Origin of the sequence: Capnocytophaga sp. H2931, assembly GCF_002302535.1 — a bacterium.
Classification (GTDB): Bacteria; Bacteroidota; Bacteroidia; order Flavobacteriales; family Flavobacteriaceae; genus Capnocytophaga; species Capnocytophaga canis.
The window spans coordinates 48,945-75,868 of the sequence record NZ_CP022381.1 but is presented as its reverse complement, the minus strand read 5'-3'; the positions used below and the strand labels follow the sequence as shown (position 1 = coordinate 75,868).

Below are 26,924 nucleotides of genomic sequence, written 5' to 3'. Positions count from 1 at the left end.
AAAAATCGATGAAAAAAACATTGACGATTACAATTATTGGAGGAGGAAACGTAGCTTTTCATTTGGTTGATACTTTCCTGAAATTAACAGATGTGGAAGTGAAGCAACTTTACAATAGAAGTTGCTTCACTTCTGATTTTGATAAATTTGAAATTAAGAAAACGACTCATATCGCCGAATTAAAACCCACTGATTTGACCATCATTGCTGTGAAAGACGATGCGATTGCTGATGTTTCAGCACGGTTGCCTTACACCAACTCATTAGTGGTTCATACTTCAGGAAATACGGACATTGACTTACTGAATGACAAAAATAGAAAAGGTATTTTTTATCCATTGCAATCGTTTTCAAAAGCTAAACCCGTAGATTTTAGGAAAATTCCATTATGCTTAGAAGCTAAAAGAGCAGAAGATTTGAACATTTTACGTCATTTAGCTGAATCTATTTCTGAAAACATCTATGAAATTAATAGTTTTCAACGAAAAATACTCCATATTTCAGCAGTTTTTGTAAATAATTTTACTAACCATCTGGTAGGGATTGGTCAAAAACTGTGCGATGAACATAAAATTCCTTTCGAAATACTCAAACCTTTATTAACCGAGACCTTTGAAAAGTTACAAAATATTTCAGCCATAGAAGCCCAAACGGGACCTGCCCGACGCGATGACCAACAAACAATCAAAAATCACATGGCTATGCTAAATGGAGTTGAAAAAGAGATATACAAAACAATTACAAATTCAATATTAACCACATATGGAAAAGAAAAGTTATAAAGAATTTTTAAAAGACGTAACCACATTTGTTTTTGATGTGGATGGCGTACTAACCAATGCTCAAGTATTAGTAACCAATGAAGGAGAATTACTTCGAAGCATGAGCGTTAAGGATGGTTTCGTAATGAAATACGCTATTGAAAAAGGATATAACATTTGCATCATTACGGGCGGAAATAACCAAGGAACTAAAAAACGTTTTGAAGATTTGGGAATTACGGATGTATTCATGAAAAGACACCAAAAATTAGATACTTTTCTTGAATACCAAAAAAATAAAGGCTTAAAAAAGGAACAAATTCTTTATATGGGAGACGATTTACCGGACATTCCTCCAATGAAACACGCTGGATTAGCTACCTGTCCACAAGATGCTGCTCCTGAAGTAAAAGCTGTAGCCGACTATATTTCCCACTTGGAAGGGGGTAAAGGTTGTGTTCGGGATGTAATCACACAGGTACTCAAAGTACGCGGTGATTGGGAGTTTTAAGATTTTCAATATTTTCTTATATTTGCACCCGTTTTCAAAAACGGGTTGCAATACTCGTAAGGAACGATTTCCATTACAATCATTGTATGTGATAAAAAACTAAACCTAAAAATACGTATCTTAACACATATTATTTCGTCTTTAGGTTATTTGAATATAGCGTTGAGAAAAAAAAATGTACATATCCGCCTGTTGAACTTTTTGCTACTCGTTAGTATGCTTAAAGTCGCTTTTCCTGTAGGGGAATTTTTTCACGAACACCATGAGCATCATTCGGCGGAAGAAATCTGTACACACGCTACCAACAAAAAGTGTCAGCATGAAGCTCACTTCTCGGACTCGCACCAGCATCCAATCGACTGTATTTTCTTTCAATTGCACAACTTTTTTGTGCAACCTTACTTTATTTATACGTTACTTGAACAAAACAATTCTACACGTTTTGTAGATCAAGAAAAAAACTACATAGCGTATCATTTATACACTTCAACCAGAGCTCCACCGAGTGTTGTACTCTCTTAAAATGAACATCTTTTTCGAAGATGTATTCTAAATAATGTTCTGAGGAAGAATTCTTCCTTACAGAATCATTACACTATTTTTTCAAACAAACATATCAAAAGATTTATATGCGAAATATTCTTTATCTTTTGACTTTCAGCTGTATGGCTATTGGTTTCGGACAAGAAAAATTACATCTGAAAGTTGAAGATAGTAAAGAAAAACAACCTTTGGTAGGTGCTGTAATTCATTTTTTAGGAAAACATTACGTCACTAACCTTGAAGGAGAAGTTGCCATACTTAACTTAAAAAAAGGAACATTCCCTATTAGAGTTACGTATTTAGGATTTGAGGAGTATCAAGGTAAAGTGACCTTTCCTACAACTAATTCGCTGGTGGTTATATCCATGATAGAAAGCCTGAATGAACTCTCGGAGGTTATCATATCTTCCTCTTATCAGGGAGTACATCGCAATACAGTCACGGGAGTATTGACCAAGAATGATTTAGAGAAACAATCTGGAGAGTCACTTGCCAAAATGCTCAGTTCTGTGCAAGGTGTTTCGATGATACAAAGCGGAGCTACCATCGCAAAACCCGTAATCCATGGGCTACATAGCAATCGCGTACTGATACTTAATAATGGTATTCGGCAAGAAGGACAGCAATGGGGAGCAGATCATGCTCCTGAAATTGATCCTTCAATGGCAAATCGGATAACTGTTGTTAAGGGCGCGGATGCTGTTCGTTATGGTTCGGATGCTTTGGGAGGAGTTATTTTGCTATCCTCAAGTAAACTTCCGTATGGAGATAATCTGCATGGAGAAGTATCTCCTTCGTTTTCATCTAACGGACGACGAACAACAACTTCCGCAAAGTTAGAAGGAACTGTTCCAAAGGTTCCGCTATGGGCATGGCGAGTACAGGGAACATTAAAACGTGCTGGGGATATTAAAACCGCTGATTATTATCTTAATAATACAGGAGTTCGTGAAGAAAATTTTTCTCTGGAAACAGGATGGGAGAAGGAACTATGGGGAATAGAGGCTTTTTATAGTCAATATAATAATGAGTCTGGTGTATTCTATGGTTCTCACATTGGAAACTTAGAAGATTTACAAACGCGTTTTCAAGTGGGTCGTCCTTTGACTACTTATCCATTTTCCTATGAGGTAAATGCTCCAAAACAAAAGGTAATACATCATTTGGCAAAGGCAAAAGCTTATGTTTTTCTTCCTTTTGGAGGTAAATTAACAGCTCAGTATGCTTTCCAAGATAATATCCGACATGAATACAGTGTCCGGCGATTGGAACGCAGTCGTATTCCTGCTTTGGACATGCACTTAGCAACTCACTCGCTTGATATTTCTTGGGAAAACATGTACGGGAAGTGGAAAAGTCAGTTAGGATTAACTGCTTTAAGTCAAGAGAATTATAACAAACCAGGTACGGGAATTACCCCCGTTATTCCTAATTTTGCTTCTGTTGGATATGGAGCTTTTGCTATTCAAAAGTATGTTGAAAAGCGTTGGGAAGCAGAAACAGGAGTTCGGTATGATTATAAAACATTGAATGCTGATGGTTACGGATTGTTCGGGCAACGTTATGGAGGGAATCGTACATTTAATAACTTGACGTATCTTATAGGAGGAAGTTATAAACCAACTGACTTTTGGTCTGTAACATCTAATATAGGAGTTGCTTGGCGTTCCCCTCATGTTAGTGAGCTTTACAGTAATGGGCTTCATCACGGAGCAGGAACTTTTGATATCGGAGATGGTTCACTTACATCCGAAAGAGGTGGAAAGTGGATTACTTCGGTAAAATATCAAAAAGAAAAATTCTCTGCCGAAGTTGATTTGTTTGTTCAGTTAATTCAAAATTACATCTATGATGCTCCAACGGGAAAAACACGAACTTTATTTTCGGGAGTATTTCCTATCTTTCAATATCAGCAATCCGATGCTTTTTTCAGAGGAGCTGATTTGGAAATTGGATACCAATTTTTACCTTCATGGAAATATCGTTTAAAGGCTTCGGTAGTTTACGCTAATGAAATTAAAACAGGCCGATACTTTCCGTTTATTCCTTCAGAGCGTTTTTCACAAGAAGTTTCATTTGAGTTACCTGACACAGGCATTTGGAAAAATGTATATTTTTCTGCAAAACATCAATTTGTTAATAAACAAACTCGTTTTGACCCATCACAAGAATTGGTAAGCTCTACGCCTGATGCTTATAACCTATTTGATATTGGTTTTGGCGTTAAACTACCTTTAGGAAATCAATCGCTTGATGTACATATGTCTGCTGAAAATATATTGAACCAACTATATAAAGAATACACGAATAGATTTCGATACTATGCACATGATTTAGGTAGAAATATTCAATTACGTATAGTATATTCTTTTTAGTAAGATATAACTAAAAGCAAAAAATGTACAAGAGAAAATTTATTATATGAAATAAATTATTTCCCTAAAGGGATGAAGCGTTTCCTTAAAAGAATGAAGTATTTCCCTAAAGGGACGAAGTATTTCCCTAAAGGGACGAAGCATTTCCCTAAAGGAACGAAGCATTTCCCTAAAGGGATGAAGAATTTCCCTAAAGGGATGAAGCATTTCCCTAAAGGAATAAAGAATTTATATAATGATTTAATATGTTTTATATATTGAAAAAATAAAATTTCATATAGATAACAGTTTATTTAAAGTAAAAAGACAAAAAAATAATTTAATAACAAATAAAAAAAAGATTAAATAATGAAAAATATATTTAGAATAAGTTTTTTATCAACTATTTTAATTATTATGTCATCTTGTACAAAAGATGAACAACTTCAAAAACCTGATTTAGAAAAAGAGTTTGATATAACGGAACATTTCATAGCAGGTACCATTGGTGATAAGAATAAATCGGTATATGTGATAAACTTTTTAGAAAAAGGGAAAGCCGTATTTTTAAATTCCTCACAAGAGTTAATTGGTAATTATACTCTCACAAAAGACAGTCTTATTTTTGAGATAAAAAGTGATTCAAATTATCGAATTGCAAAATTTGCTCTGAATGATAAGAAACAAGTTACTTCAGCATACTATCGAGCTTTGAAAAAAGTCTACCCTGCTACTGCAACTTTAGTTTCTATTCCTGAAGAAAACCAATTGGTCGGAAAAGTTTTTAAAGGAGAAGAGTATAAGTTTGGGGAATCTTTCCGTCCTGTTTTTCATTACAAGTTTGATGAAAAAGGTACTCATTATGGTTCCGGAGTTGATGTAAATGCTGTTACACCTAATAAGAAACTAGAACTTATTAATAATTGTGTTTTCCGATTTAAAGATACAGGAATTTCAGAAATAGGATATTTTGTAGGAAATACTCTTACAGTTTTCAGATATCAAGGACTATACTATTTCGGAGAATATGAACTACAAAAATAATTATTTATTAACCCTAAAAATCAATTTAAAATGAAGAAAATAAAAAATATACTATCAGTAACAACTTTAATTGCTTTACAAATACTTTTTGTTAGTTGCCAAAAAGACAATAAAGATTTACCTGTGGCCGAACCAAAAGTAGAAAACCTTGAAATAGGTTACGAAAATGGTAAGAAAGCATATACAGAAAGTGATCTACATTTGGAAGCTAACATCACAGCTGAAGGAACAATTAAAAGTGTTCGAGTACAAATCACTCCAAAAGAAGCAGGAGGTTCTTGGTTTGTAGACAGAACTTATACAAAAGGATTTACAGGAAATAAAGAAGCAAATTTACACGAACATTATGACGTTCCTAAAAGAGCAAAAGAAGGAACATATGATGTAGTTATCATCGTAACGGATGCAAAAGGAAATAAAACCGTTGTAGAAGATGTTTTGACCATCGAACGTGATCCTTCTTTGCCGATAGTTACTGAAAAAAGTAGTTCATATGATAATGACGTACTGAATATTAAGGCAAAGGTTTCTGCACCTAACAAATTAGCCAGTATTCATGTACGAGTGAGAGGTATTGAAGAAACCTACACAGATGAAGAATTGGTAGGAAAGACTTCGTATGATCTTAATAAGGATATTAATGTATCATCACTTGCCAAAGGTCACTATCACTTTTTTGTAACTATTACTGATCAAGTAGGAAAAAAGTTTACATACGAAGGTCATTTTGATAAAAAATAGTCACATTTTAAAAACTTCGTCAAAATACGCTGAAAGTTTTGGCGAAGTTTTACAAACAAAAAGAGAAAAGATATTCAATTAGAAATATCTTGAAAAAAGAAAATAACATAATATAATACAAAAATAATGAAACACTTTTTAAAGTTTAGCATAGCATCGTTTCTGGTTATAGTAGGAACGTCTTGCTCAAAAAATGCCCCAGAACCTCATCCAGAAGGAGAACACGAGGCAACAGCTAAGATGGAAGTTATTTTTACTGAAGGACACACCCATCATGGAAATAAATTTTATGGAGATGAAGAAATAAAGGAGCTGAAATATCTAAAAAAAATACAAAAGATAACCTTTATCCTTGAGGAAAATAAATTGAATATGGAAGGAGCGCCAGTACGATTAAAAAAAGGAAAACACTATGGCGTTGAAATAATACATTACAATGCTGAAGGAAAACGTATCAACAGTGAATTTATTTCGGATACAGAAGCTCGTATCCATCAACATTTTTTTATGATGGAAGAAGCTAAAACTACAGATGGACGCCCTACTCCAACAATGAATCAGGTGTTAGAATATACTTATCGTGACACTAATCCTGAAGACAAATACATCAATGAAAAGGGAGTAAAACTATTGAAAAGAACGTGGGACGCTAAAAATCCAACAGAAAATGATCCAATAGGTTTAAAGGGATTTTTTTATGTTAAGGAAAACTACATGACTTTTATGTTGAGAATCACGTTAGCTCATTTCACGGGCATTGGTAAAACAAAACTCAAAGAGGATGGAAGCTTGTATGCTTTTAATGAATTACCGAGCGGTAGTCGATTCTATGAAGCGGACGTAAATGTAAGAATTCCTGTCCGTATTTACACCGAAGAACAGTCTCCTGATTCAGTTTTCAAGGCAGATGCTGCCAAAGAATTTGGCGTTACGGAAGATGAAATTCAGAAAGATTTAGACCATATTGCAAGGCACAAACACGAAGAGGGGCATTCCCACCGAGGAATTCACTTATAAAATGGTTTTAAACAGATAAAAAATAGGCTGTCCGAAAAGGACAGCCTATTTGCTTTGTTTATATCTTCTTCAATTGTTGTTGCATCATTTTGATCTGCTCCGTCATCATGTTTTGCTTGTCGAGCTTTTTAGCCTCGGTTAGTAATTCTTGAGCTTCTCGTTTTCTGCGTTTCTGCATCATAATTCCCGCCAAACTTAATTTTGCCATGGCTACATCATAACTCATATTCAATCCTAATTGTAAGGCTTTTCGGAAATATTTTTCAGCCTGAGAAAGATTGATTTGGGAGTAAATAATCCCATGTAAATAATGGTAGTAACCTTGTTGTTTTCTGATTAAAGCTGTCTCAGGGTCTACAATCTTGCTTAGCCATTTTTGAGTTCCTTGAAAGTCTTGCTTACGCAATCTGAAAAACGCCAATAGTAAAAACTCATTACGGAAGTAGAGCAACACAGGAATTGCAGCTAAAAAAATTAAAGCGATACCATTCCCAATATTTCCTTGCGTAAACTGATAGATAGCATAAGCGAAAATTAATACGGCCAAAATTATTTTGACATATCGATGTTGTATGTATTTCATTATAAATATTTTTTTAAGGTTTGCAAAAGTAGTAATTTATTGTGGTATAATAAAATTTATTTCCCATCTCTATCGACTTTGATTCGCTCCGAACGATTTGCCAGTTCCCATGCCAAGGCAAAAATGAGTTTGGTTCGTTGAGTCATTGCAGGAAAGTCAATTTTATCAATGGTATCTGTAGGTTGATGATAATCAGGATGTACACCATTGAAAAAGAAGACAGAAGGGATTCCGTTTTTAGCAAAATTGTAGTGATCAGAGCGATAGTAAATCTGCCAAGGGTCGTTACGGTCATCGTACTTATAATCTAAGTTCAATTGAGTATATTTTTTGTTTACAGCCTCATTAATTTTATGTAAATCAGAGCTAAGTCTGTCAGCACCGATTACATAAATGTAATTGTTATCGGTATGCAAATCATCGACACGTCCAATCATATCAATATTAATGTTAGCCACAGTATTTTCAAGCGGATACAATGGATTTTTAGCGTAATAGCTTGAACCAAAAAGCCCAATTTCTTCGGCAGTAACTAACAAAAAGAGTATGGAACGTTTGGGAGCGTGTCCTTTTTTCTTAGCCTCATTAAATACCCTTGCAATTTCCATCACAGCAATCGTTCCAGAACCATTGTCGTCAGCTCCGTTAAAAATATTACCTTTTTGTGTTCCTATGTGGTCATAATGTGCTGATACAACGATGATTTCCTCAGGTTTTTCGCTTCCTTCAATGAATGCCCAAATGTTATCGGAATCCCCAAAACGATTTTTAATAAATGATTTCGGTACGGTTTGAAACCATCCTTTTGCTTTGGGTGGATAGTTAATACCTTCTTTTTCAAAGTATTTTACAATATAGTCGGCAGCCTTCTTCTGCCCCTCACTACCCGTCATACGCCCTTCCATTTCATCAGAAGCAATGACTTCCAAGGTTTCACGTAAGCGTCGTTCTGAGATTTCATTGATTTGACTGTCAATTGATAATTTGCTCAAATTATTCGAAATTTCCTTTTGAGCAGTACACCCGAATGCTAAAATCGAAATAAATGCGATGCACGTTTTTTTCATTTTTTATAGATTTTTTTTGTAAGGGACAAAAGTAACGATTCTTATGCTGAAAATCAAACTTTTTGTTTATGAACGAAAAAATAGTAATTTTGTGGGTTGAACCTACAGTTGAGCAATAACGTTTCGATATCAAAATGAAATCAAGAATTATTTTTAAAATTATATTAGGATACGTACTGTTAATCAGTGTTTCGTTCATCACGGGATACATTATTTACAATCAAATTCAAAAGCTAACTTTTTTGGAAGAAGAAGGCATTTATGAACGACGTAAAGTTCTAAAAATAAGCAAAATACTCACTTTAATGAACGAAACTGAAAGTGCTGGAAAAATTGCTATCCGAACCGATGATGAAGAGGCTTTGAACTTTTTTTTAGACCGAAATTATGCCTTGCAAGACTCCATCATAAAATTTAAAAAAGAAGTTAAAAACAGTTCGTATGTTTCTTTGTTTGATTCAGTGCAAATTTTATTGGAATTAAAAAGCGAAAATTTGCAAGAACTTAAAATTTTACAAAGCAGTGATAGTTCATCCGTAATCATCCGCAATGCTATTGAAAAATTATCAAGTTTGGAACCCACATTGGGATATTTCCTATTGAACGACAATGCAATAGCCAAAAAAAAACGGACAGCATCGAAGTCACAACAAACCTTATCAACAGGAACCTCTTACGCCTCTATCATTCAGAAATATAAAAACATTAAAATTCCTCCAACACGCAGTCAGCAAAAATTTGACAACACGGTGTTAGAAACCTTACAGTTACTCAACAAAGTACATGAAGAAACCATCAAATATAAAGATCAACAAAGTGAAAAAATTCATACACTTTGGCATACTGACAATCTTTTATCGGATAAATTACATCAGTTACTTTCTGATATTGAAGATAATATACTCAAAAGTGCTCAAGAGTTCAACGAACAACGACAGGCTGTTTTTGAAAAAAGCCGTTCTTTTTTAACAATATCATACGTTATAGCTCTTTTACTAATGGTGGTATTTTCATTCATCGTTATCAATGATTTTTGGAAAATACAACGTATACGTCAGAAATTAGAGGTAGCAAACTTAAAAAATAAACGACTTTTAAAAAGCCGCGAACAACTCATCTCAATGGTAAGTCATGATCTTCGTACTCCGTTGAGTTCCATTATAGGATACACTGAATTACTTGATAATCAAAGTACAAATGAAAAAACAAAAAATTATCTGTCAAATATCAAACATGCCTCTGATTATATCACTAAATTGGTAGATGAATTATTAGACTATTCCAAAATTGAAGCAGGGAAAATTAGCTTAGAAAAAGTCCCGTTGAACGTTTCAGAACTCATTGAAGAAGTTGCGACAAATATATATTCCATCCATAAATCAAAGCCTGTTGAACTAATATTTAATTTTTCTGAAAACGTTCAATATCAATGGTTTTCAAGCGACCCTTATCGTATTAAACAAATCCTTTACAACTTGATTTCAAATGCTTTCAAATTTACTAATAAAGGACAAATACGCATTACAACCACTGAAAAACAGATAGATAACAGCAAATTCGAAATTTCAATTTCAGTATCGGATACAGGAATAGGTATCAAAAAAGAACAACAAGCACATATTTTCGACGAATTTACACAAGCCAATCAAGAGGTATCAAAACAATATGGCGGATCTGGTTTAGGATTACATATTTCTCAAAAATTGGCACAACTCTTAAAAGGAAATATCACACTCGAAAGTCAAGAAAACAAAGGAAGTACATTCACATTGACGTTCGTTACCAGTAAAATTTCAGAACAATCTTTACAAGCAGACACTGTTGTTGAAATGTCTGAAAAAGCAATTGATGATATCAACATTGTTATTATTGACGATGACACGAATATTTTGTCACTTATGAAAGAACTTTGCAAACAGAAAAATATTGGGGTTTTTGTGTTTGACAACAGTAAAGACGCCATTACTAACATGGAAACCCTAAATTTTGACTTGGTGATTACAGATATTCAATTACCAGAAATGAATGGGTTTCACTTTGTTACACTTTTCAATGAAAAGTACGGTAAGAGCATCCCTGTACTTGCCATTACAGGACGTAAAGATGTGCCAAATGACTTCTATGTACAAAGTGGATTCTCAGGAGTGTTACACAAACCTTTTTCACCTACCCAGTTCTACGAAAAGCTGCAAGAGTTCTTTCCAAGGATAAACACACAAACATCTCCATCTATCCTTACAAATGATAAAACATACAAAATCAATTCATTAGAAGATTTTATGGGAGATGATAAAGAGCAAATTATTACCATCTACAAAAATTTTTGTAAGGATACTTTTGAAAATATAGCGACTCTAAAATCTTGTTCCGATACTCAGGATTACGAAAAAATACGAGCCATTGCTCACAAAATGTTGACTATGTTCGGACAAATCCAAGCGACTCGCGAGGTGATATTGCTACGACAATTGGAAGAAATTTTCGAAGAAAATCCTGCAGAAATAAATCTCAAAATACAGGAAATAGAACGTTTATTTATTCATGATTGTAAACCTGCCATTGACCAATATTGCGAACAGTTGTTGCAAGATTCATAAAAAGATAAAAGCATAATTGTATAATTCGAGCCAAAATTTTATTTTTGCACATCGAACATCCAGATATTCCCTACAAGGAATGAAGTTAATACGCATATCGAAATGAATATTTTACTAAAATCAGCCGTTGTCATTGACCCAAAGAGTGTTTTTCACCAAAAAACAAATGATATCCTAATTACTAACGGAGTTATTACCCGAATAGCTCCTAACTTATCTACTGAAAAAGTGGATACTGTCATCGAAAATGTATATGTTTCATCGGGATGGGCAGACAGCAGTGTTTGTTTTGGAGAGCCAGGCTATGAGGAGCGTGAAACTTTAACAAACGGAATGCAAACAGCTGCAAAAAGTGGTTTTACACATGTGCTAATAAACCCTGCAACAAATCCTATAACTGATACAAAGTCAGCTGTTTTATATCTGAAAAATGAAACAAAAAACGAGTTAACTACAGCACATCCCATCGGTGCTTTAACACAAGGAAGCAAAGGAGAAGTACTCGCCGAATTGTTCGATATGAAAAACGGAGGGGCGGTAGCATTTGGGGACTACAAAAAAGCTATTAGTAATAACAATCTATTGAAAATAGCGTTGCAATACACACAAGTCTTTGACGGAATTGTAATTTCATTTCCGAATGACAGCAAAATAATGGGAAAAGGTGTTGTGAATGAACACATTTCAGCCACTAAACTTGGTTTAAAAGGCATTCCTGCATTGGCAGAGGAATTATGCGTGGCTCGTGACTTAGCAGTATTAGAGTATGCAGGTGGAAAATTACATATACCGACGATATCATCCAAAAAATCAGTGGTAATGATTCGGGAAGCTAAGTCCAAAGGATTAGACGTAACTTGCAGTGTAGCAATTCATAACATTCATTTTGATGATAGTGTACTGACTAGTTTTGACACGAACTTTAAGGTGTTACCTCCATTGCGAGATATGGAAACGGTAGTCGCTTTGCGAGAAGCTCTCAACGATGGAACTATCGATTTTATAACCTCAGACCATTTTCCATTAGACATTGAATGTAAATTTAAAGAGTTTGATCATGCTTCCTATGGAACAATTGGCTTGGAGACGATTTTCGGAATTTTAAATCAATACGTCCCTTTAGAAAAAGCTGTTGAACTACTTACCGCTGCTCGTCAACGATTTGGAATTGAAACCCAGCCCATTGCAGAAAACCAACAAGCTGACATCACAATATTTAGAACAGATGAAACTTATCTATTTGAAAATAAGCATATTTTATCAAGTTCTCATAATTCCGCTTTCTTAGGAGAAACCCTTCAAGGAAAAGTTATTGGATGTATTGCTAATGGCAAAGCAGTGATCAACGAGGTTAATTAGATTCCTTATTGTTACAATAATGACCTAAATTAGCATGAACAATCCAGAAGTTTTACATACACCCATTGCTTATCTGAAAGGAGTTGGTTCACAACGAGCTGATTTATTGTCAAGTGAACTAGGAATATTTCAATTTCAGGATTTACTTAATTTATTTCCTTATCGATATATAGACCGTACTAAATTCTACAAAATCAACGAACTTTACGTTAATAATACTACTGAAGTACAAATAATTGGAAAAATTGTACATATAAAAACAGTAAGCTCAAACGCCTCAAAAAATGCAGATCGTTTGGTGGCAACCTTTGTGGACGACACAGGAAGCATAGAATTAGTTTGGTTCAAAGGTGTAAAATGGATTCGGGACTCCCTGAAAATCAATGAGCCTTACGTAATTTTCGGGAAAACAAATGTTTTCAATGGAGCGTTTTCGATGCCACATCCTGAAATGGATTTGGTAACCGATTATAACAAAACTATGGGAAACAGTATTCAACCTGTCTACCCTTCTACCGAAAAATTAGTAAAGCGAGGCATAACAAACAAGGTCATCCGTCAGCTGATTTTACATATTTTTGAACAAGTAGGTGATGTTTTTTACGAAAATTTACCCGAAAATATCCTTAACTCCTTGAATTTAATATCCAAAAAAGAGGCTCTACACAATATTCACTTTCCAAAAAACCAAGAATTACTAAGTAGGGCTACCTTACGACTCAAGTTTGAAGAACTATTTTATATTCAAATACAACTGGTTCAGAAAAATTTTCTACACAAACAAAAAATAAAAGGATTTCCATTTGAAAAGGTAGGAAAATATTTTATGGACTTCTATAATAACCATCTACCATTTCCTCTAACCAACGCACAAAAGAGAGTTTTAAAAGAAATTCGAAAAGATATGGGTTCCTACTCACAGATGAATCGACTGTTGCAAGGTGATGTAGGATCAGGAAAAACCATTGTTGCCCTAATGTCAATGTTGTTAGCTGTGGATAATGGTTTTCAAGCGTGTTTAGTAGCTCCAACTGAAATTTTAGCAAATCAACACTATCTGGGAATCAGCGAATTATTAAAGAAAACGAACATTAAAGTAGCTCTATTGACAGGTTCGTCGAAAACTTCAGAGCGTAAAACCATAACCGAAACATTGAGAAACGGCGAACTCTCTATATTAATAGGTACACATGCTATTTTTGAAGATAAGGTAATTTTCAATAACTTAGGATTAGCAATCATCGATGAGCAACATCGTTTTGGAGTGGCACAACGTTCCAAAGTATGGCAAAAAAATTACATACCTCCTCATATTTTGGTAATGACAGCTACTCCAATTCCACGTACATTAGCTATGAGTGTATATGGTGATTTAGACATATCCGTAATTGATGAACTCCCACCAGGACGAAAGCCGATTAAAACTATACACTACTATGAAAATAAACGGGCTGAAGTGTACGAATTCATCAAAAAGGAAATCGATAAAGGACGACAGGTTTACATTGTTTATCCTCTTATTGAAGAATCAGAATCTGTTGATTTTAAAAATCTTACAGAAGGATATGAACTAATTTCATCCATATTTCCTTTGCCAAAATACAAAGTTTCTATCGTCCATGGAAAATTGAAGCCTTCTGAAAAGGATGCAGAAATGGAGCGTTTCGTTCGAGGTGAAACTCAACTAATGGTAGCAACAACAGTAATCGAAGTGGGGGTAAATGTACCAAACGCTTCCGTAATGGTCATTGAAAGTGCGGAGCGTTTTGGACTATCGCAGTTACATCAGCTACGTGGACGTGTCGGACGTGGTAGCGAACATAGTTTTTGTATCTTAATGACAGGAGAAAAGTTAAGTAGTGATTCTAAAACACGTATGCAAACGATGGTGAACACCAATGATGGATTTGAAATTGCCGAAGTAGATCTACGATTACGAGGACCAGGTGATTTGATGGGGACTCAACAAAGTGGTGTACTTAACCTAAAAATCGCAGACATTGTAAAGGATCAATCCATCTTGAAAGCTTCTCGTTATCAAGCAATCGATTTACTCAGGAGCGACCCTTACATTCAAAAAAACGAAAATAGAATGGTAGCATACACGCTGACACAATTACACAAGTACAAAAATATTTGGACGCATATCAGTTAGAGAAATAGTTTTAAAATAGACAATGTGATGAAAGGCAATGTGGTAAAAAAGCAGTATTTTTTACCACATTGCCTTTTTTTAAGAATATCCAATCTTGAAGATATAACAAAAAAAGGAGAACTTCTCTTTGAAATTCTCCTTTTTTCGAATAATATGAACACTTACTTGGAAGTCAAACGAACATCTACACGTCTGTTTTTTGCTTTACACTCAGGTGTGTCATTTTCAGGACAAATAGGATGTTCTGAACCATAACCTGCAGAACTAAGTTGTGAAGGATTTACCCCCAAAGCTATCAATTTAGCTTTTACAACCTCAGCTCTTTTAGCTGATAGTTCTATATTTTTTTCATTATTTCCTGAATTGTCAGTGTACCCACCTATACGAAGTCCTGCTTTATGGAAAGTATTGAAAATCATAGCGATATTTTTCAATTGCTCTTCCGATTCTTCGATAAGTTCATCACTTCCTGATTTAAAAAAAACACGATCCAACGTAATCCAGTTTTGTTTTGAGTCTCTTTCTACATCGAAATTTTCATCCAATAAAAGATTTACGATTTTTCTCTCTGAAGAATTTATTCCTACATTTATTGCTGAAATTTCAGACAACTGCAAAGGAGTGATTTCCCCTACGTTGTATTTGTAATTTCCGTAAGCATCTAACAAGCCTTCGTCCAAATTACTTGTAGTAACATCTTGCTTATTTTCGATTTCAGTTACAGGAACATTTTTTTCCATAACTTTATTTTCAGCTACTACAGTAGTAGTGTGTCCCCCCAGTATAGGAGCAATAACCAAACCTACCAGACATGTTAGTTTTATTAAAATATTCATCGAAGGTCCTGAGGTATCTTTGAAAGGGTCTCCTACAGTATCTCCCGTAACGGCTGCTTTATGAGCATCTGAACCTTTTTTCTCAATTTTCCCATTGATTTCAACACCTGCTTCGAATGATTTTTTAGCGTTATCCCAAGCTCCTCCAGCATTATTTTGGAAAATAGCCCAAAGCACCCCTGAAACAGCTACTCCTGCCATATATGCCCCTAAGGCCTCTGCCCCCATTACAAATCCTATAACGATAGGTGTGATAATTGTAATAGCTCCAGGAAGCATCATTTCACGAAGAGCTGCTTTGGTTGATATATCCACGCATTTTCCGTATTCAGGTGTTCCTGTTCCTTCCATAATTCCTGGAATTTCACGGAACTGACGGCGAACTTCTTGTACCATATCCATTGCAGCCTTTCCTACTGATTGCATAGCTAAAGCGGAGAATACTACTGGAATCATACCTCCAATAAACAAAGCTGCCAATACATCTGCCTTAAATATATTAATTCCGTCGATTCCTGTAAAAGTTACGTAAGCTGCAAACAACGCCAATGCCGTAAGTGCAGCTGAAGCAATAGCAAATCCTTTACCAACCGCAGCTGTAGTATTTCCTACTGAGTCTAAAATATCAGTGCGTTGGCGTACTTCTTTTGGTAATTCACTCATTTCAGCAATACCTCCTGCATTGTCTGCAATAGGCCCAAAAGCATCAATAGCCAACTGCATAGCCGTAGTAGCCATCATTGCTGAGGCTGCAATCGCAACACCATAGAAACCAGCTAATTCATATGACCCCCAAATTGCCACAGCAAACAATAGCACTGATGAAAAAGTAGATTTCATACCCGTGGCCAAACCTGCGATGATGTTGGTAGCCGCTCCAGTTGAAGAGTTTTGAACTATATTCAAAACAGGTTTTTTACCTAATGCCGTAAAATGTTCAGTAAAGGCAGAAATCAACAATCCTACAGCCAAACCTACTACGGTTGCAAAAAACACATTACTACTTGCAATTTCCTTAACCCCTTCTCCAAAGAATTTCATTTGAATAGTATCTGGAAGCATTATATCAATCAAAAACCAACAAGATATGAGGGTCAATGCTAATGCTACATAGTTCCCCATGTTCAACGATTGCTGTACTTGTTTTTCTTTCGCCTCATTATTTTTAATACTTACGAAGAATGTTCCAATGATAGAAGCTATGATTCCAACTCCTGCAATCACAAGAGGGAGTAAAATAGGCCCTAATCCATTGAAATTATCAGTATAAGCTATGCCAGTAGCTTCTGAAATATCCTTGATAATGTAGTTACCAAGTACCATTGAAGCCAAAACAGTTGCAACATAGGAACCAAAGAGGTCAGCTCCCATACCTGCCACATCACCTACGTTATCACCTACGTTATCAGCAATAGTAGCTGGGTTTCGAGGATCATCTTCGGGAATTCCAGCTTCTACTTTACCCACAAGGTCAGCCCCTACGTCCGCCGCTTTAGTGTAGATACCTCCACCCACACGAGCAAATAACGCAATAGACTCAGCTCCTAATGAAAATCCAGCTAAAGCCTCTAAAACGATAGTCATTTCATTGTAGAAATTACCTCCTTCGGTGATGAATATGTTTATAAAAATCAAGAAGAACAAACTAAGCCCCAAAACAGCTAAACCTGCTACTCCTAAGCCCATTACTGTTCCTCCGCCGAAAGAAATTTTTAATGCTTTTGGCAAACTGGTACGAGCAGCTTCTGTAGTGCGTACGTTGGATTTAGTAGCTATTCGCATACCTATGTTTCCCGCTAAAGCAGAAAATAACGCTCCAAAAACAAAAGCAACCACAATGAGCCAGTGCGAAGTTTCAACCATTCGGGAAACCACAAAAAGAGCTACAGATGCAATGATAACGAAAATAGCCAAAATACGATACTCCGCATTCAAGAAAGCCATTGCTCCTTCTTGAATTTTTTCAGAAATACTTTTCATTCGTTCCGTGCCTGTGGTTTGCTTGTTAATCCACAATGACTTGGAAATCATAAACAACAGCCCTACAATTGCCAGAGCTAAAGGAAGATAAATTATGTATTTTTCCATATAAAAATAAATTACTAAAAAATTGATTGTTTATGGGGGTAAAAATACTATTTTAAAATCAAATTGAAAAGAAAATCTTAAATTTTAACATTATCTCGAAAGTATATAGAAAGCATTTCAGAATCTTTTATCTAACATCTACCAGTGTAAATCTTATCTAATAATTTGATTATTAATAAATTCTTATTTTAATTTTCAATAAAATATATTCACTTATATTAGCAAAAAGAAATAAAAATAGAAGGTTATAAAGCAAAGATTGGAAAATAATTTTCAAAAAAAACATACATTCATTTTGAAATTTTCATTATGTAACTTGATACAAGCTATTATAAAAATACAAATATCAAATAATTCTATGAAATGAAAGTAAATAAAGAAAAGGCTATTAGGAAAAAACCTAACAACCTTTTCGTTCAATGAGTATGGATAATTTTAATTTGCTGCAAACAAACGAGCGAAGAAACTTTTACGTTTCGATAGTTCACCTCGTTCTTCACTGAAAATATCATCAGAAATTTCTTCAGTGGTAATGCTCTTATCGCCTCCTTCATGTTCAAAACGAATGTCTTTATTATTTTCATCCATGATGTCCATAATAAATTCTATGTATGATTTGCCATGCTTTTCTAGGAATCCTTTGAAGTAACGGTTACTCAATTCCATACCTCCGATCTTCTCTAACTTTAATAAAGTCTGATAAAGAGGCTCTATATGTTCCTTAATCACATGTTCAGGTACAGATCTTCGTCTTGCCATGATGCTAACAACCTCACCTAAGATATTTCTTCCTACCTCAAAATCTGTAATCACCCAATAGTATTTTCCTGTTTTGGTCAAATTTTTGATAATAGCGTGAAAATTTCTACCCGCATTAATATTATCCCAAGTGATTTTAAAAATGATTTTAGGCATATCAGGATGGCGAATAATGTTGTGTGGTTTACCCAACAGCTCAGAAGGAGTATATTCGCAAACATCCAAAAACGTTTGATTCACATCGGTAATAGTACCGAATTTATCAGTGGTGCTGACAATCGTCCTTGTTTTATCCCAAGCAATCTCCTCATTAACAGGAGTTGGTCTATTTACTTGCTCTGACATAATTTTTTCTTTTATAATCCGATACAAATGTACAAAAATATATTCAGAATATAAAAAATTAAATTACTAAAAAACGAAAGAGAAAAATATTTTTTTGTTGCAACATATTTTTTTGAATTATTCAACTGATTATCAGTAAACAAAAAAAACTATCTAAAAAGTTTTTTTAGATAGTTTTTATAATTTTACGCATTGATGTAAGCTCTTAACATCCAAATCGTTTTCTCTTGCTCAGGAATAAATCCACCTACCAAACCTATGGTTCCTTCATCTTCTGCTTCATTACAAGTTTCTAACAAACCTCGTTCAAACTTCAATAATTCAGCTAAGTTATTGATAACCAATTTAACTGCCTCAACATCATCGGAAACATCTTTTCCAACAGTAATTGTTGAATGTTTAACGTATGCCTCCAATGTATGTAAAGGTGTAAATCCTAAGGTTAAAATGCGCTCTGCAATCTCATCGATTTGGGATTGCACTCCATCATAGAGTTCCTCAAATTTCTCGTGAAGTACAAAAAAATTCTTTCCTTTGATATTCCAATGCAAACCTCTCAAATTTTGATAATAAGTTTGGAAATTTGCTAATAAAACGTTCAATTCATTGGCTACTTTTTCTGCTTTTGACTTTTCAAGTCCTAATACATTATAATTCATAATCCTTTTTATTTACATTTTGATTTCTTTTGCAAAGGTAGTGTTATTTATTTTTGAAAACATACTTTCTCTATTGATTTTTTTTATATTGATATAGAGGAACCCATATTAGATAATATGTGATTTGATTGTTTCTATTGCTTTTTGTACTCCTGAAGATGCTTTCTGTGCTATTACTGTCAGCTGTTTATTAGACTGAATCTGTGGAAATGGATCTACATAGTACACGGGAGTTTTTGGTTGCGTATAGTGTATCAATCCTGCGGCGGGATAGACTTGCAGTGAGGTTCCTACAATCAGGAAAATATCAGCAGTTTCCACCTGCTCAATCGCTTTTGTTATTAAAGGAACATCTTCTCCAAACCAAACAATATGCGGACGCAATTGCACTCCCGATGGACTCAAATCTCCGAGAAGAATATCATCCTGACAGTCGAAAATCTCTGCATCATTATCTACGCCTCTTGATTTTAATAGTTCTCCATGGAGATGTATGACATTGGAACTTCCTGCTCGTTCGTGCAAATCATCTACGTTTTGTGTAATAATTACAACATCATACTCATTTTCTAACTGAACTAACAACTGATGTGCTTTGTTAGGTTTAACTTCTTTAAGCTGTCGTCTACGTTGGTTATAAAACTCCAATACCAATGAAGGATTTTTAGAAAAACCCTCGGGAGATGCTACTTCCATCACATCATGTCCTTCCCATAAACCATTGGCATCACGAAACGTTCTGATACCGCTTTCCTCGCTGATACCTGCTCCTGTGAGTACGACAATTTTCTTCTTCATTATAAAAATTACTGATTTTTTTCTTTTACCTTATTGATGTATTCCTTCAATTCCTTGCCGTATTTTGCGGCTGTAATCTCTGGGGTAAGTGAATTATATACTGAATCTAAGTATTTTACGTTCGTATCAGGCACATCTGTCAGTACAATATAGGGAGCGACGTGTGAGTCGCCATGGGTTATCGCAAAATTCAACGCATACAAATGTCTTCTTAACTGATTCTTTTCTATGATTTTAGCTAATGAATCTGCCTTTGGTTGATATCCCTCCTTAATTGATTTTAATTGTATCTCCAACAATTCCAAGTTGCGTATATTAAATTTACGAATGTTCTTTGAATACTCTTCCCATAATTTTTGACTTTCCGAACCTTCAATTTTAGCATGAATGTCAAAAAGTTCATGTTTACTATTAATTGTAATGGTAGTTGGTTCTCCAAAAAAGGCCAAACGATCACCAAAAGTCTGGTCTTGGTTTTTTCCTAAATCTAAAAAAATATAAAATATTTCAGGAGATAATATTTCTTTTTTAAATGTAAATTCTCCGCTTCCTTTGGCTTCGACAGAATCTATATTTACGAGTTTCTCACCATCAAATTGTTGTAAGAAAATTGTTCCCTTTTTGAGTCCTTCAACATTTCCTTGAACAATCATTGTTTTTTCGTTACCTCCTGAATTTGAGCAACCTATAGCTAACAGCACACCAATTAAAAAGATTATTTTTTTCATATACATATAAAATTTAAACACTTATTATTAACCCATAAAACCTTGTGTAACAGATACATACTCCATCAAGAAAGCAGAAAGCATTGCAGCGTACGTCCCTACAATATATCCTAAAACAGCTAAAAGTACGCCTACCGTTGCCAACGAAGGATGAAATGCTGATGCCACTACAGGAGCCGAAGCAGCCCCTCCTATATTTGCTTTACTTCCCACAGCCAAGAAAAAAAGTGGAGCTCGAATAATTTTCGCTACAATGAACATCAACCCTACATGAACCGCCATCCAAATTATTCCAACAAGAAGCAATCCTAAGTTATCAAAAATTTTAGTCAGATCCATTTTCATACCGATGGTTGCCACCAGAATATAGATGAATACGCTACCTAACTTACTTGCTCCTGCTCCTTCGTAATTCTTTGCTTTTGTGAAAGATAATGCTAAACCAATTAAAGTAGCAAAGGTTATCATCCAAAAGAATTTATCTCCAAAAAAAGAAAGAGCACTGGTTTTATCTCCAATCACATGAAATTTATTTTTTAAAAAATCGGTAAGAAAATCAGCTCCAAAATGCGAAAGACCTACTCCTCCAAAAGTAATTCCTAACATGATTTTATAGTCAGTCAACATTGGTATTTTCTTTGTCTTCTCACTAAAAGTGATTACTTTTTGTTTTAACTCTTCAATAGACGAATTATCGGCCTTAAGCCATTTATCTATTTTTTGAGAACGAGCAATGAAAAACAATAGAAAAGCCATCCAAATGTTAGCCACTACAATATCCACAAGCACCATAGCTCCGTATTTTTCAGGATTATATTGGTATATTTCAAGCATAGCAGCCTGATTAGCACCACCTCCAATCCAACTCCCTGCCAAGGTGGACAATCCTCTCCAAACAGCATCAAAACCCGCACCACCAACAGCCTCGGGCATGATCAATGACACTATCAAAATAGCGATAGGCCCTCCAATAACAACTCCTATCGTTCCTGCAAAAAACATAACGAGAGCCTTAGATCCCAAACGAAAAACTGATTTTAAATCAACACTTAGGGTCATCAAGATTAAAGCCGCAGGTAACAGATATCGACTTGAAACAAAATAAAGATTCGAATTCTTGCTGGAAATGATTCCTACAGAATTAACTATAGCGGGAAGCATGTAACACATCAATAAGGCTGGAAAAATAGTATAAAATATTTTCCAAAACCTTGTTTTTAAAGAAGATGTGTAAAAAACTATTCCCAAACATACCATTAGCACACCTAAAACAATAGCGTCATTTTGAAAAGGTAATTCCATCGGCTTTTTATTTTTGTGGCGAAGATACCATTTTTTTGGTTTTTGACAAACTTTCTCACAACTATCCAGAAGTAAAGTCTCTTTTACGATGTTTTTTGAGCAAAATCCTGTAAAAACTGAGCTGTAAAACTTTTCGTATCTTTAGCTACTTCTTCGGGAGTTCCAAAGGCTACTAATTGACCGCCACCTTTACCACCCTCATAACCAATATCAATGATATAATCAACTTTCTTGATAACATCTATGTTATGTTCAATAACCAAAACGGTATTTCCTTTATCAACCAATTTATCAAGAACTTGCAAAAGCACGTTTACATCCTCAAAATGCAATCCTGTGGTAGGTTCATCTAATATATAGAAGGTGTTTCCAGTATCTTTTTTGGATAGTTCGGTTGCTAATTTTACTCGCTGTGCCTCACCTCCGGAGAGGGTAGTTGATTGCTGTCCTAAGGTGATATATCCCAAGCCAACCTCTTCAATGGTTTTTAGTTTTCGGTAAATTTTGGGAATATTTTCAAAGAAAATGACAGCTTCGGCAATGGTCATATCCAATACATCGGCTATGGATTTCCCTTTGTAACGTACTTCTAAAGTTTCGCGATTGAAACGCTTTCCTTTACAAGTCTCGCACTCAACATATACGTCGGGAAGAAAATTCATTTCAATAACTTTAAGTCCTGATCCTTCACAGGTTTCACAACGTCCTCCTTTAACGTTAAAACTAAAACGCCCTGGTTTATAACCACGAATCATCGCTTCGGGGGTTTGTGTGAAGAGAGTACGTATTTCACTAAAAACTCCTGTGTAAGTCGCTGGATTGGAACGAGGTGTGCGTCCAATGGGCGACTGATCAATGGCAATTACCTTATCAATATGTTCCAAGCCTTCTATTTTTTTGTAAGGCATCGGTTTTTTTACGGCATTGAAAAAATGAGCGTTCAAAATCGGGTAAAGTGTTTCATTAATTAGGGTTGATTTACCACTTCCCGAAACTCCTGTAACACCAATCATCATCCCCAAAGGAAAAGTTACCGTAATATTTTTTAAGTTATTCCCTGAACATTCACTTAAAATCAATGACTTGCCATTTCCTTTACGTCGTTTTTCTGGGATATGAATTTGTTTTCGGCGACTGATATAATCGGCGGTGGTGGTTTTGGCATCCATCATCTGCTGAGGAGTTCCTTCAAAAATGATCTGTCCGCCGTCTTTTCCTGCTTTTGGCCCAATATCAACCACATAGTCGGCTTCTAAAATCATCTCTTCGTCATGCTCAACCACAATGACTGAGTTTCCAATGTCGCGTAGAGATTTTAATGAATTAATTAGCCGCTGATTATCTCGCTGATGTAGACCGATGCTTGGCTCGTCCAAAATGTACAAAACTCCCGTAAGTTGCGACCCTATTTGTGTTGCTAAACGAATGCGTTGCGATTCTCCTCCTGACAAGGATTTGGAACTGCGATTGAGTGACAAATAGGTCAAACCGACATCTACTAAAAACTGTAACCTATTTGAAATTTCCTTAATGATTTCTGAGGCTATCTGCAACTGCCTTTTAGTTAATTTTTTAGGAAGATTCTCGAACCATGCCAACAACTCTAAAATGTCCATTGCGGACAGTTCAGCTATGTTTTTTTCATTGACTTTGAAGAACAAGGCTTCCTTTCGGATACGCGTTCCGTTACACTCTCCACAGGGGAGTGTATCCATAAATTCAAATGCCCAACGTTTAATCGAAACGGAATCTGAATTTTCATACTGATCGGCAATGAATTTCACAATCCCCTCAAAATCAAACTCAAACTCACGAGTGATACCCAACACATCTGACTTTATAGCATATTTATCCTTTCCACCATTAAGGATAATATCCATCGCCTCTTGAGGTAAACTCTCGACAGCATCGGACATTTTCGCTCCAAATTTCTGTAAAATGAGTTCTAACTGCTTAAAAATCCACGTATTTTTTTGTTCCCCAATAGCGACAATAGCTCCATTTTTTATGGATATTTTTGGATCTGGGATAATTTTTCGTTGATTTACCTCATGGACTTCACCCAAACCATTGCAATGTGGACACATTCCCTTGGGAGAATTGAACGAAAAAGTATTCGGCTCGGGCATGGGATAGGAAACTCCCGTTGTAGGACACATCAAATTACGGCTAAAGTACTGTATTTTATTATCTTGATGTTCTAAAACCATCAATACGCCATCTCCGTAGTGCATGGCAGTCTTTATGGTTTCTTGGAGTCTTTTCTCGGTAGTTTCATCATTGCTTATGGAAAGCCTATCTATCACGATTTCAATATCATGAGTTTTGTAACGATCAAGTTTCATTCCCTTTTGAAGGTCAAGAATCTCGCCATTAACACGCACCTTTACGAATCCTTGTTTGGCGATTTGCTCAAAAAGTTCACGATAATGCCCTTTTCGGGATTGTACCACAGGAGATAAAATACTGATTTTGTTTCCTTTATAATGTTCAATAATCAGTTCCTGAATCTGAGCGTCGCTGTAGCTGACCATTTTTTCACCCGTAGCATAGCTATACGCATCAGAAGCTCTGGCGAAAAGTAATCGCAAAAAATCATATATCTCAGTGATTGTTCCAACAGTGGAACGTGGTGATTTTGAAGTAGTTTTCTGTTCAATGGCAATCACAGGCGAAAGTCCATCAATCTTATCAACATCGGGACGTTCCAACCCTCCCAAAAACTGACGCGCATATGCAGAAAAGGTTTCGATATACCTACGTTGTCCCTCCGCATAAATAGTATCAAACGCCAATGAGGATTTCCCACTACCTGAAAGCCCTGTAATGACAACTAATTGCTCACGAGGAATGCTGATGTCTATATTTTTAAGGTTATGCACCCTCGCTCCTTTTACTTCTATTTTATCTTCCATTCACCGAAAAAATTAAGGGGACAAAGATAGTGATTTTTTCTGTTATGACAGATGGTAAAATTCTTAATATTTGGCTATTTTTTTTCATATACAACTCTTAGATTATAAATGTATAAAAACATTTTTTTTGAAAACTATCTCGGAAAGTTAAAAGCATAAAGCAGTCATTGATTTTCTATATTAAACACCTTTTTAAACACAAATTTTAACATATTATTTTTGTTTAACACAAATAAACAGCTAAATTTGCATTAGGCTAAAATAGATAGTATTGCGAAGTTTTTTTAGATTTGCTTATTAGCTATTAGGATAACAATTCTAAAAAGTTATGCCAAATTAAGCAGAAGAGAAGCTACTGAAACTTCAGAAATTAATTAACATTTACCAAGAGGAGCTGATTATTTACTTGAATCATCGTAAACTATATGTTTTGAAAGTTCACAATTTTCATCTCCTCTTTTTTGGAAAAACACAATGAGTATGAGATATTTACTATTCCTATCCCTTTTATTATTATTCGGTTGCCAATCAACATCGGAGGGCAATGAACCTAATTCACGAGAATTTTATAATACGGTGGATATTTCAAAGAAAGAAGATATTCAATATCATTCTTTTACGTTAGACACACTGAAAATGAACCCCGAAGGAACATCCTATGTCGGAAAATTTTTGATGTGGAAAGATACACTCTATTTCGTAGACGAACGCTTTTCCTATATTTTTCAATTTACGAATGAAGGGGAGTTTGTACAGCGACACGCGGGAAAAGGAAAAGGACCTAATGAAGTACTTAACATTGATTATCTGACATTTGGTAAAGACGAATTTGTAACTCTTAATGGCAATAATAATTCTTTTGATGTGTTTGACACACGATTTGAAAAAAAGGAATTTATGCGTATCGATGAAAGTATCACAAGAAGTTATGAAGAAATGTTAAACAATCCCATCCCTTCATTAAATGATGTGTATGAATATGATTATGCTTTACCAAAAATACTAAAGAAATGGGGAAAAGAACATATCTCTATCATAATAACAGCCTCTCATCCTAAATTCAATGGCTATTTCGATTCTGATTTATATTACAACCAAGCTCGTTGCTTCGGAATTGTTAATTTAAAAACAGGAAAATTAGAAAAAATTTTAGGCAGACGTTCTCCCATATATCTATCCCAACAAAATATTCCGAATTTCGATCATTTAAACTATGACACCTACGAGGAATCAGATGAGGTATATCTTAATTTTTGGGCAGATTCTGATATTTATCTTTACAGTAAACAAGAGAATAAAATCAAAGGAAAGTTTGGAAAGGCAGGACGGGATATGAAAACAGATTATCGCCGTACCAACACGTTTGAAGATGCTGAAAACAATTGGAAAAGCGATTATGCAACGTATGGTTACTACACGTTTTTAAAATATTTCCCTGAAAAACAGCTGATTTTCAGAGGTTATTCTAAAGGTAAAGGTGCAACAAACCATGGATTGCAAATTTACAAAAACCATCAATTGATTGCAGATTTAGACGTACCTAAAGGATTTGAAATTATAGGATATTCCAACGGTATGTTCTACGGCGTCACGCCACAAGACCCTGATGTAGATTTTTTAATGGTTTATAAAATTAAATTTTCGCAATGAGCTACAGATATTTTTTTATTGTATCATTTTTATTAGCCTACTTTGAGGAAAAAATAGTTGTATTTCAGAAAGTATGATAAATTAAATTAATGAAATTCAGAAATTTATAAAT

General features: G+C 35.0%; 20 protein-coding genes. 11 read left to right on the top strand and 9 right to left on the bottom strand.

Translation table 11 applies throughout. The annotated features are described in order from the left end of the window. Positions 1-8 precede the first annotated feature (8 nt). The 7 genes from CGC52_RS00315 (at position 9) to CGC52_RS00280 (ending at position 6,971) form a co-directional block, all read left to right on the top strand. Complete coding sequence (locus CGC52_RS00315) at positions 9-782, top strand: Rossmann-like and DUF2520 domain-containing protein (RefSeq protein ID WP_095893108.1); 774 nt, start codon at positions 9-11, stop codon at positions 780-782. Beyond that, positions 763-1,272 carry an HAD family hydrolase gene (locus tag CGC52_RS00310; RefSeq protein WP_095893107.1) on the top strand — a complete coding sequence of 170 codons (510 nt, stop codon included), beginning with the start codon at positions 763-765 and terminating at the stop codon, positions 1,270-1,272. Before CGC52_RS00315 ends, CGC52_RS00310 begins: the two co-directional genes overlap by 20 nt. Positions 1,273-1,434: 162 nt before the next feature. Then, a complete protein-coding gene (locus tag CGC52_RS00305; RefSeq protein ID WP_231549986.1) occupies positions 1,435-1,794 on the top strand; it encodes a hypothetical protein in 360 nt (119 codons plus the stop codon). A 107-nt stretch (positions 1,795-1,901) separates the two neighbouring features. After that, positions 1,902-4,190 carry a TonB-dependent receptor domain-containing protein gene (locus tag CGC52_RS00300; RefSeq protein ID WP_095893106.1) on the top strand — a complete coding sequence of 763 codons (2,289 nt, stop codon included), beginning with the start codon at positions 1,902-1,904 and terminating at the stop codon, positions 4,188-4,190. 348 nt (positions 4,191-4,538) lie between these two features. Beyond that, the gene (locus CGC52_RS00290; protein ID WP_157909089.1) at positions 4,539-5,213 is read left to right on the top strand and encodes a hypothetical protein; all 675 of its coding nucleotides are present in this window, start codon (positions 4,539-4,541) and stop codon (positions 5,211-5,213) included. 30 nt (positions 5,214-5,243) lie between these two features. Beyond that, positions 5,244-5,954, top strand: a complete 711-nt coding sequence (locus tag CGC52_RS00285; protein ID WP_095893104.1) for a DUF4625 domain-containing protein — start codon at positions 5,244-5,246, stop codon at positions 5,952-5,954. 126 nt (positions 5,955-6,080) lie between these two features. Further along, a complete protein-coding gene (locus CGC52_RS00280) occupies positions 6,081-6,971 on the top strand; it encodes a hypothetical protein (RefSeq protein WP_095893103.1) in 891 nt (296 codons plus the stop codon). 58 nt (positions 6,972-7,029) lie between these two features. Here CGC52_RS00280 and CGC52_RS00275 read toward each other — a convergent pair whose 3' ends face one another. Together CGC52_RS00275 and CGC52_RS00270 are read right to left on the bottom strand one after the other, a co-directional pair. Continuing rightward, positions 7,030-7,554 (bottom strand): hypothetical protein, encoded by a 525-nt coding sequence (locus CGC52_RS00275; RefSeq protein ID WP_042009213.1) that lies wholly within the window; start codon positions 7,552-7,554, stop codon positions 7,030-7,032. Between the two features lie 56 nt (positions 7,555-7,610). Next, complete coding sequence (locus CGC52_RS00270; RefSeq protein WP_095893102.1) at positions 7,611-8,621, bottom strand: M28 family metallopeptidase; 1,011 nt, start codon at positions 8,619-8,621, stop codon at positions 7,611-7,613. Positions 8,622-8,755: 134 nt separating this feature from the next. On the opposite strand from CGC52_RS00270, the gene CGC52_RS00265 reads away from it, so the two are divergent. The 3 genes from CGC52_RS00265 (at position 8,756) to recG (ending at position 14,732) form a co-directional block, all read left to right on the top strand. Next, entirely contained in the window at positions 8,756-11,218 is a 2,463-nt protein-coding gene (locus tag CGC52_RS00265) for a hybrid sensor histidine kinase/response regulator (protein WP_095893101.1), read from the top strand. 102 nt (positions 11,219-11,320) lie between these two features. Beyond that, positions 11,321-12,577, top strand: a complete 1,257-nt coding sequence (locus tag CGC52_RS00260; protein ID WP_095893100.1) for a dihydroorotase family protein — start codon at positions 11,321-11,323, stop codon at positions 12,575-12,577. A gap of 34 nt (positions 12,578-12,611) precedes the next feature. Then, positions 12,612-14,732, top strand: coding sequence for an ATP-dependent DNA helicase RecG (recG, locus tag CGC52_RS00255; protein WP_042009222.1), 2,121 nt, complete (start codon positions 12,612-12,614; stop codon positions 14,730-14,732). Positions 14,733-14,893: 161 nt separating this feature from the next. Here recG and CGC52_RS00250 read toward each other — a convergent pair whose 3' ends face one another. From CGC52_RS00250 to uvrA, 7 genes are all read right to left on the bottom strand, one after another. Next, a complete protein-coding gene (locus CGC52_RS00250; RefSeq protein WP_095893099.1) occupies positions 14,894-17,656 on the bottom strand; it encodes a sodium-translocating pyrophosphatase in 2,763 nt (920 codons plus the stop codon). 435 nt (positions 17,657-18,091) lie between these two features. Continuing rightward, positions 18,092-18,760, bottom strand: coding sequence for a PAS domain-containing protein (locus CGC52_RS00245; RefSeq protein WP_042005977.1), 669 nt, complete (start codon positions 18,758-18,760; stop codon positions 18,092-18,094). A 185-nt stretch (positions 18,761-18,945) separates the two neighbouring features. After that, entirely contained in the window at positions 18,946-19,419 is a 474-nt protein-coding gene (locus CGC52_RS00240) for a Dps family protein (RefSeq protein ID WP_042005975.1), read from the bottom strand. 108 nt (positions 19,420-19,527) lie between these two features. Continuing rightward, on the bottom strand, positions 19,528-20,220 hold the full coding sequence (locus CGC52_RS00235) for an NAD-dependent deacylase (protein WP_095893098.1): 693 nt from the start codon (positions 20,218-20,220) through the stop codon (positions 19,528-19,530). A gap of 5 nt (positions 20,221-20,225) precedes the next feature. Further along, the gene (locus tag CGC52_RS00230) at positions 20,226-20,945 is read right to left on the bottom strand and encodes a DUF4369 domain-containing protein (RefSeq protein ID WP_095894404.1); all 720 of its coding nucleotides are present in this window, start codon (positions 20,943-20,945) and stop codon (positions 20,226-20,228) included. A 27-nt stretch (positions 20,946-20,972) separates the two neighbouring features. Beyond that, entirely contained in the window at positions 20,973-22,247 is a 1,275-nt protein-coding gene (locus CGC52_RS00225) for a DUF819 domain-containing protein (RefSeq protein WP_095893097.1), read from the bottom strand. A gap of 83 nt (positions 22,248-22,330) precedes the next feature. Beyond that, positions 22,331-25,162, bottom strand: a complete 2,832-nt coding sequence (gene uvrA / locus CGC52_RS00220; RefSeq protein WP_095893096.1) for an excinuclease ABC subunit UvrA — start codon at positions 25,160-25,162, stop codon at positions 22,331-22,333. 480 nt (positions 25,163-25,642) lie between these two features. On the opposite strand from uvrA, the gene CGC52_RS00215 reads away from it, so the two are divergent. Further along, the gene (locus CGC52_RS00215) at positions 25,643-26,812 is read left to right on the top strand and encodes a hypothetical protein (protein WP_157909088.1); all 1,170 of its coding nucleotides are present in this window, start codon (positions 25,643-25,645) and stop codon (positions 26,810-26,812) included. Positions 26,813-26,924 lie beyond the last annotated feature (112 nt).

Coding starts and splice junctions, on each gene's coding strand:
- CGC52_RS00315 (WP_095893108.1), top strand. CDS start 9: ATGAAAAAAACATTGACGATTACAATTATTGGAGGAGGAAACGTAGCT.
- CGC52_RS00310 (WP_095893107.1), top strand. CDS start 763: ATGGAAAAGAAAAGTTATAAAGAATTTTTAAAAGACGTAACCACATTT.
- CGC52_RS00300 (WP_095893106.1), top strand. CDS start 1,902: ATGCGAAATATTCTTTATCTTTTGACTTTCAGCTGTATGGCTATTGGT.
- CGC52_RS00290 (WP_157909089.1), top strand. CDS start 4,539: ATGAAAAATATATTTAGAATAAGTTTTTTATCAACTATTTTAATTATT.
- CGC52_RS00285 (WP_095893104.1), top strand. CDS start 5,244: ATGAAGAAAATAAAAAATATACTATCAGTAACAACTTTAATTGCTTTA.
- CGC52_RS00280 (WP_095893103.1), top strand. CDS start 6,081: ATGAAACACTTTTTAAAGTTTAGCATAGCATCGTTTCTGGTTATAGTA.
- CGC52_RS00275 (WP_042009213.1), bottom strand. CDS start 7,554: ATGAAATACATACAACATCGATATGTCAAAATAATTTTGGCCGTATTA.
- CGC52_RS00270 (WP_095893102.1), bottom strand. CDS start 8,621: ATGAAAAAAACGTGCATCGCATTTATTTCGATTTTAGCATTCGGGTGT.
- CGC52_RS00265 (WP_095893101.1), top strand. CDS start 8,756: ATGAAATCAAGAATTATTTTTAAAATTATATTAGGATACGTACTGTTA.
- CGC52_RS00260 (WP_095893100.1), top strand. CDS start 11,321: ATGAATATTTTACTAAAATCAGCCGTTGTCATTGACCCAAAGAGTGTT.
- recG (WP_042009222.1), top strand. CDS start 12,612: ATGAACAATCCAGAAGTTTTACATACACCCATTGCTTATCTGAAAGGA.
- CGC52_RS00250 (WP_095893099.1), bottom strand. CDS start 17,656: ATGGAAAAATACATAATTTATCTTCCTTTAGCTCTGGCAATTGTAGGG.
- CGC52_RS00245 (WP_042005977.1), bottom strand. CDS start 18,760: ATGTCAGAGCAAGTAAATAGACCAACTCCTGTTAATGAGGAGATTGCT.
- CGC52_RS00240 (WP_042005975.1), bottom strand. CDS start 19,419: ATGAATTATAATGTATTAGGACTTGAAAAGTCAAAAGCAGAAAAAGTA.
- CGC52_RS00230 (WP_095894404.1), bottom strand. CDS start 20,945: ATGAAAAAAATAATCTTTTTAATTGGTGTGCTGTTAGCTATAGGTTGC.
- CGC52_RS00225 (WP_095893097.1), bottom strand. CDS start 22,247: ATGGAATTACCTTTTCAAAATGACGCTATTGTTTTAGGTGTGCTAATG.
- uvrA (WP_095893096.1), bottom strand. CDS start 25,162: ATGGAAGATAAAATAGAAGTAAAAGGAGCGAGGGTGCATAACCTTAAA.
- CGC52_RS00215 (WP_157909088.1), top strand. CDS start 25,643: ATGAGATATTTACTATTCCTATCCCTTTTATTATTATTCGGTTGCCAA.